Here is a 7,008-nt window from a genome sequence, read left to right on the forward strand (position 1 = left end):
CAAGTAATCATCCAAGATATCAGCTTGGCAACCGACAACATATTGTTCCGTAAACAGAAATATTACTCACCCTCACTCCGAAAAACTTATGTAGCAGAATTACCAATGGGCTACGAAGGAGAATTTGGACCAGGAATCAAAGCCTTAATCATCAGTTTGTACTATGGGGGCAATATGACGCAAGGCAAACTACTAGATTTTTTGGCAGATTTAGGCATTTCCATTTCAGCAGGTTATTTATCCAACCTGCTAATCAAAAACCACTCCGGTTTTGAAACGGAGAAAAAAGAAGTTTATGATTCAGGACTAGCGAGTAGCCCCTGGCAACACTTCGACCAAACAGGCGCACGTGTAGCTGGAGTAAACCATACCACCAATATCATCTGCAACCCTTTATATACAGTCTACTTCACAACCGCGAATAAAGACAGACTGACTGTCCTGAAAGGATTACAGCCGGGACGAGAACTGAAATTTATTCTAAATCTACTGACATTCTCACTAATTGAGGACTTCAAAATCTCGGCTAAATGGCAGAATGCTCTCAAGCTATTACCCCAAGAAACGGTGTTGGGTGAGTCAGAGTTTAATCACCTACTTAATAAGTATGTACCCAAACTGGGTTCCCAACAAGTTACCAGGATTAAAGAAGCAGCAGCTATTGTTTTCTATCATCAGCAAACAGATTGCCCAGTCGTACAAACTCTGTGTTGTGATGATGCTCCGCAATTCAAGTTAATCACTGCTGATAGAGCATTATGTTGGGTGCATGAGGGAAGGCATTACAAAAAGTTAAGCCCGGTATTCCATTGCCATCAAGTAATTTTAGGGAAATTTATCGAAAATTTTTGGGATTATTATCGGGAATTATTAGCTTATAAAGATGTTCCCAGTCCTGAAGCTGCACTGCTTTTAAGGTCGAAATTTCGGCGGCTTTTTGAAACTCCAAGCGGCTATGAATTGTTGGATGAACGCAAACAATTAACTGCGACAAAAGTATCGGAGTTGCTGAGGGTTTTAGAGCACCCTGAATTACCTTTACACAATAATCCCGCTGAGTTAGCTGCCCGAACTTGCTGTGCAGCGACGTAATATTAGCTATGCAACTCAGACGATTGAGGGTACGAGGGCATGGGATACTTTTATGTCTCTTGTTGCTACTAAGGAGTCAGTTGGGAATCAGTTTTTAAGGGTTATGTGCGCGACCGAATTTCTCAACTTGGAATTATTCCCTCTCTGTCCACTATTATTCGCGAAAAATCTTCTCTTTATCCCTTGGGCTTGTCTTGGCAACTAGATTAACTGCTACCCCTACTTATTGAGCCGATACGTACGTATGTATGTTGATGTAGACCTTGGCAGGGCTCTCGCATGAGGACAAAAAAATGGTTGGCGATCGCGATCTACTGTCGCCCTCATGCGAGAGCCCCTACATAATACATATTTTGTTCTTTTTGTCAAAATATTCTACTGTACCGACGCTCTAGGTGCGCAATGCGCACCTTACAGGATAGAGGTTATCCTCCAAACTCTTTCTTATCTTCCAATCCCGACATATTGGAAACCAGCCGCTTCTAAAACCTTCTTATCTAAGAAATTGCGGCCGTCAATCATCACCGCATGAGCCATCAATTTGCCCATTTTATCGTAATCTAAATTACGAAACTGTTCCCAGTCAGTCACCAACACCAAAGCATCGCAACCGTCAGCCAATCTTTCCGCATCGGTTTCCACCAAAACTCCCGACAAACCGTGACGCATCCCAGTTTGAGAAACAATCGGATCGTAAGCTTTAACTTTCGCTCCCAATCTGTTTAAATTCTCGATTAAATTCAGGGAAGGAGCATCCCGCAAATCATCAGTATCCGGCTTGAAAGTCAAACCCAAAAGTCCGATTGTTTTGCCTTTAAGAATCTTCAAAACTTGCTGCAACTTTTCAATCGCAATCGAGCGCTGGCGTTCGTTCACTTCCACCGCCGCTTTCAGCAAATGCGCTTCATATCCGTAATCGTCAGCAGTGTGAACTAAAGCCGAGACATCTTTGGGGAAACAAGAACCGCCCCAACCAATGCCAGCCTGCAAAAACTTACTACCAATTCGCGAATCTAAACCGATACCTTTCGCTACTTGGGTAACATCTGCACCGACTCGATCGCAAATATTAGCAACTTCATTAATAAAGCTAATCTTGGTAGCCAAAAAAGCATTAGCTGCGTACTTAATCATTTCTGCGGAACTGATGTCAGTCATCACCACAGGTACCACAGGCAAAGACGGATTTTCTGCAAACTTGCGATCGACAATTGGTGTGTATAATTGTAGCATCAGATCCATCGCCCGCTGAGAGTTGCTGCCCAGAACAATGCGATCGGGATTAAACGTATCGAAAACAGCACAACCCTCGCGCAAAAACTCTGGATTGCTAACCACATCAAAATCAGCACCAATTTTTGCTGCTACTTCCTCACCCGTAGCGCCCTCACCGCTTTGAGCTTTTTGACGTTCAGCCAAGCCATCTAATACAATCCTCCGCACCCAATCTCCCGAACCGATGGGTACAGTTGATTTGTTTACGATCACTTTGTAATCGCCGTCGAGGTGAGCGCCAATGCCGCGCGCCACCGCTTCCACGTAGCGAGTATCGCTTTCCCCAGTGGGTAAAGGAGGCGTCCCCACCGCAATGAATAAAATCTCCCCATGAGCCACTCCTGCTGCTAAATCTGAAGTAAATTCTAAATTTCCCGATTGAGAAGCAGAGGACATTAATTCAGACAGTCCGGGTTCAAAAATAGGTGACTGTCCCGATTTCATTAATTTAACTTTTTCTTCGTTGTTGTCTACACAAATGACATGATGTCCGATGTGGGCCAAGCAAGTGCCGGTGACTAAGCCAACGTATCCTGTACCGATGACGCAAACACGCATAGAAATGTCCTCAAAGTTAGTAAACAGTTGACAGTTGACAGTTGACAGTTGACAGTTGACAGTTCTTATTAGTCAGATGGCAGGCAGATTGAGGAAGCAAAAGGGAATAGGGAATAGGGAATAGGGAAGAATGAAGAATTAAGAAGTAAAAATACTCCCCCTCTCCTCCTCTCCCCCTCTATCTCTCCCTCTCTCTACTTTTGGTTTCCCTCGATGCGATCGCGAAAATCTTTCACAGTTAACTCTAAACCTTTATCCAGCGGCACAGTTGGTTCCCACCCCAACCAATTTTTAGCAAGAGTAATATCCGGTTGTCGCTGTTTTGGATCGTCTTGTGGCAGCGGTTTGAAGATGATTTCCGCCCCTGGATTAATCATATTTTGAATTTTCTGTGCTAACTCCAAGATAGTGTATTCGCCGGGATTCCCCAAATTCATCGGCCCGATTTTGTCGCTATTCATCAACCGAATAAATCCTTCCACCAAATCGGAAACGTAGCAAAAACTCCGGGTTTGGGAACCGTCACCGTAAACAGTCAGCGGCTCATTCCGCAAAGCTTGCACAATAAAATTGCTGACTACTCTGCCGTCATTTTCCAACATCCGGGGGCCGTAGGTATTGAAAATTCGGACAACTCGAATGTCTACCCCATTTTGGCGGTGGTAGTCAAAAGATAGGGTTTCAGCTACTCGCTTCCCCTCGTCGTAACAGTTGCCACAAAACGCTGCCTTGCCGTTGCGGCGGACGCAGATTACGTGATTTTTAACATTGACACAATAAACATTTCCCGCATAACGAACTGGTTCGGGAGTTACGAGATTTGCATCTTTTGGAGGGCGAATATTAACGCGATAAAGATCGCGACCGATTGCATGATTGACTACCGTTGCTGCATAGCCGCAGCGCATTGCTAACTCTTGTACGTCATCAGCCAATTGCTTTGATTTAGTGTAATAAGCGTAGGCATTTCCTTTTTGAGAGCCATCTCCCAATATCAAAGCTTTGAACAAAATTAATGACTGTCGCTGAGACAGATTTAGGTATTCTCGCGGTATGTATTTGTCACCAGACTTGCCCAGAGGCAGCAAAATTTCTGCTAATTGTTTGCTGCAAATCCGAAATTGATGGTCGTCGGAGTCAAAAAACTTGAAAGGAGTCCGCTGGAGACACTCTGCTATTGCTGTCCGTCCTTCTGGATTTACTTGAGCGATTAATATGTTGTAATCAGCAATATCATAATCGCAACCGTTAACGACTCGCGCTCGCCTGCGGACGTGAACGCAACCTTCGGAAATGTAATAACCCAGAAATTCCAGCCAATCATCCATCCGCACCCGTTCGACATTTACTTTAGCATTGCGCGGCGGTTCTCCTAATTCAAACCATTCTTGTTCTGCCGCTAAAAATTCTGCTCCCGTGATGGCTCTTTGATGGTGCCAATATACATCTGTATCGGCTTGGAGAAAGTTCAATTTACCAGTGCGGTTTTTGACATACATCCAGTGATTGGGAGTCACACAAAAATCAAATTTAGAATTGGCAAATCGGAGCAAGTTACCCACATAAGGCTGCACGATATGCTCGTCAGGAACGTGATATTCAATCTGATTGTCTGGATTGAGAGTTGCTACGCGAACTCCCGGCTGTAAGTTAGGAAAAGGAACCCAACCGTTTTCTGTCAAAATTTCAGTATTCTCGTCGTAACAACTGCGAATACCTATACAATTAACGTTACCGCGATAGTCTTCTGTTTGGGGATGGACATCTGGATCGCCGTAAACTTCTGATGTGGAAGCCAGAAAAAATCTGGCCTTCACCCGTTTCGCCAATCCCAACATATTCATCGTGCCGATGACGTTTGTTTTAATTGTCTTGACAGGATTGTACTGATAGTGTATTGGGGAAGCTGGACAGGCCAGATGGTAAATCTGATCTACCTCTAACCGAATCGGTTCCGTGATGTCGTGGCGGATCAGCTCAAAATAGGGGTTGTCCATCCATTTGAGGATATTGCGCTTAGTCCCGGTGTAAAAGTTATCCAGGCAGACTACCTCGTGTCCTTGGGCCATTAAGCGATCGATCAGATGGGAACCGATAAAACCCGCACCGCCTGTGACTAAAATTCTCATGGGGGAAACTGCCGTTCTGTTTAGAGGGTAAGACTGTGGTACAACAATTCAGTCGATCGAATCAAACTTGTTAATACAATAACAAAATATCGATCAACAATGTAAAGACTTATCCGCAACCTGGATCAAATCTTTAATTAACTTAGCATTGTCAGAATATATGCAACAGATTGCGAGCTAGACTGGAGCTAACCTAGTTAATTTTACTTACACTTCTATAATTCCGAAAAAATACTGTTGACATTATCTCCACAGTGACTATATAATTATAGATCTTAATTTTTGGTGCCATTTTTAGTTAACAAACATTAGTTAGCAAACGAAAGATAAAGTCCTTACTATAAACTTAATAATGACTAAAGTCCTGACTACAAACCTAATAATTTTGCAACAATTATGAAAGTTGGTATAACTCCACGAAAAAAACATCACACCGAGAAACCGGGTTTCTCGGTGCGATCATATCCAGTAGCTTCATCCCTCATTGGATTTGATATAGCAATCCTAAATCATTTGCACAATTGTTGTAGGGCTCGAACCACGTTCGGTTGCCCGATAGATAGGGTAGGCAAAGAAAGGCACTACCCTACAAATTTATCTTAATTATTTAGGATTTCTATATGAGTAAGTTAAGCACACTCTAACCGTACAAAGACTGTACCCATTCCCATTCTTGCCTCAATCCTTCTCTCAAAGACACCTGTGGCTGATATCCCAAGATTTTCTGAGCTTTCGATGCGTCAGCGCTAGTATCTCGTGCATCTCCTTTGCTCGATTCTAGGTAATTGATGCGAATCGGGCGATCGACAATGCTTTCCATCGTCTGAATAACTTCCGCCAAAGCAACTCGACTTCCCCCTCCAATATTAAATATTTCCCCGACAGATTCCGGCACTTTAGCGGCAGCTAAATTAGCGGCAACGCAATCGCTGATAAAAGTAAAATCTCGGGTTTGCTGTCCGTCTCCGTAAATTGAAATCGCTTCGCCGCGCAAAATTGACTTAAAAAATATGTGAAATGCCATATCGGGACGCTGGCGAGGCCCGTAAACGGTGAAATAGCGTAGGATGGTTGCGGGAACGCCAAAATTGTGATGATAAAGCGAAGCCAAACGTTCAGCAGCTAATTTGGTAATCCCGTAGGGAGAAACTGGTTGAGGGCAGGCAGTTTCGGAAGTAGGAAAAGTTTCAGCATTGCCGTACACCGACGAAGACGAAGCCAATACAAACTTTTTCAGTTGCGGTGCATCTTTGGCGGCTTCTAGGAGTACCTGAGTTGCATTGATATTGCGTTCCGTATAGCTGCGGAAACCGTATCCCCAACTAGCACGGACTCCTGCTTGGGCTGCTTGGTGGTAAATGACTTCTGCATTTGCTAATAGCGGTTTCCAATCCAAAGATAGGATATTACCCTCAATTAGTTTAAAATTTGGATGTTTTTCAAAATGAGCGAGATTTTTTCTCTTTAATTCGGGATTGTAGTAATCGTTGACTTCATCAACTCCGATTACTTGTTCACCTTGGTTTAAAAGAGTTTCGACTAAGTTAGAGCCGATAAAACCTGCCGCGCCTGTAACAATATTACTCATGGGTTGATTGTTGATTGTTGATTGTTGACTTCAGCATATAAAGCCTCGTATTGCTTTCAGGATATGTGGCAGGTCATAATTAACCATATTTTCTCGTCCGCGCTTGCTCATATGTTGAGCTTCCTCTGGATGGTCTAAAATCTATGCCATTGCTGTGCTATTCCGTTGATATCTCCCAACTTTACCAGCAAACCATTGCCATTTTCTAATAAATCACGAGTGCCTCGAATTTCTATACCGATGACGGGGACTTCGATGCAGAAAGATTCGGCTCTTCTGGCTTTTTGGTGAAAAGTGTATAATGAGATACTACTAATTGATTTCTACCGTATGGATCTTCATCTTGACAGACTGCTTAATCTACCC

General features: G+C 43.5%; 2 protein-coding genes and 4 pseudogenes. 1 reads left to right on the plus strand and 5 read right to left on the minus strand.

All coding sequences use genetic code 11. The features are described from left to right. Positions 1 to 1,092 (plus strand): annotated as a pseudogene (locus tag JGK20_RS31645) (hypothetical protein); the annotation flags it as partial. A 444-nt stretch (positions 1,093 to 1,536) separates the two neighbouring features. Here JGK20_RS31645 and JGK20_RS31650 read toward each other — a convergent pair. The 5 genes and pseudogenes from JGK20_RS31650 to JGK20_RS31670 all read right to left on the minus strand — a co-directional run bounded on the left by JGK20_RS31650 (position 1,537) and on the right by JGK20_RS31670 (position 6,642). Continuing rightward, a complete protein-coding gene (locus JGK20_RS31650) occupies positions 1,537 to 2,925 on the minus strand; it encodes a UDP-glucose/GDP-mannose dehydrogenase family protein (RefSeq protein WP_293177056.1) in 1,389 nt (462 codons plus the stop codon). A 194-nt stretch (positions 2,926 to 3,119) separates the two neighbouring features. Further along, positions 3,120 to 3,638, minus strand: a pseudogene (locus JGK20_RS31655) (NAD-dependent epimerase/dehydratase family protein); the annotation flags it as partial. Between the two features lie 135 nt (positions 3,639 to 3,773). Beyond that, positions 3,774 to 4,424 (minus strand): annotated as a pseudogene (locus JGK20_RS31660) (LAGLIDADG family homing endonuclease); the annotation flags it as partial. Positions 4,425 to 4,619: 195 nt separating this feature from the next. Beyond that, positions 4,620 to 5,054, minus strand: a pseudogene (locus tag JGK20_RS31665) (GDP-mannose 4,6-dehydratase); the annotation flags it as partial. Positions 5,055 to 5,694: 640 nt separating this feature from the next. Then, a complete protein-coding gene (locus JGK20_RS31670; RefSeq protein WP_293177054.1) occupies positions 5,695 to 6,642 on the minus strand; it encodes an NAD-dependent epimerase/dehydratase family protein in 948 nt (315 codons plus the stop codon). Positions 6,643 to 7,008: the final 366 nt, after the last annotated feature.

This window comes from Microcoleus sp. PH2017_05_CCC_O_A, from assembly GCF_020738785.1.
In the GTDB taxonomy this organism is placed as follows: domain Bacteria; phylum Cyanobacteriota; class Cyanobacteriia; order Cyanobacteriales; family Microcoleaceae; genus Microcoleus.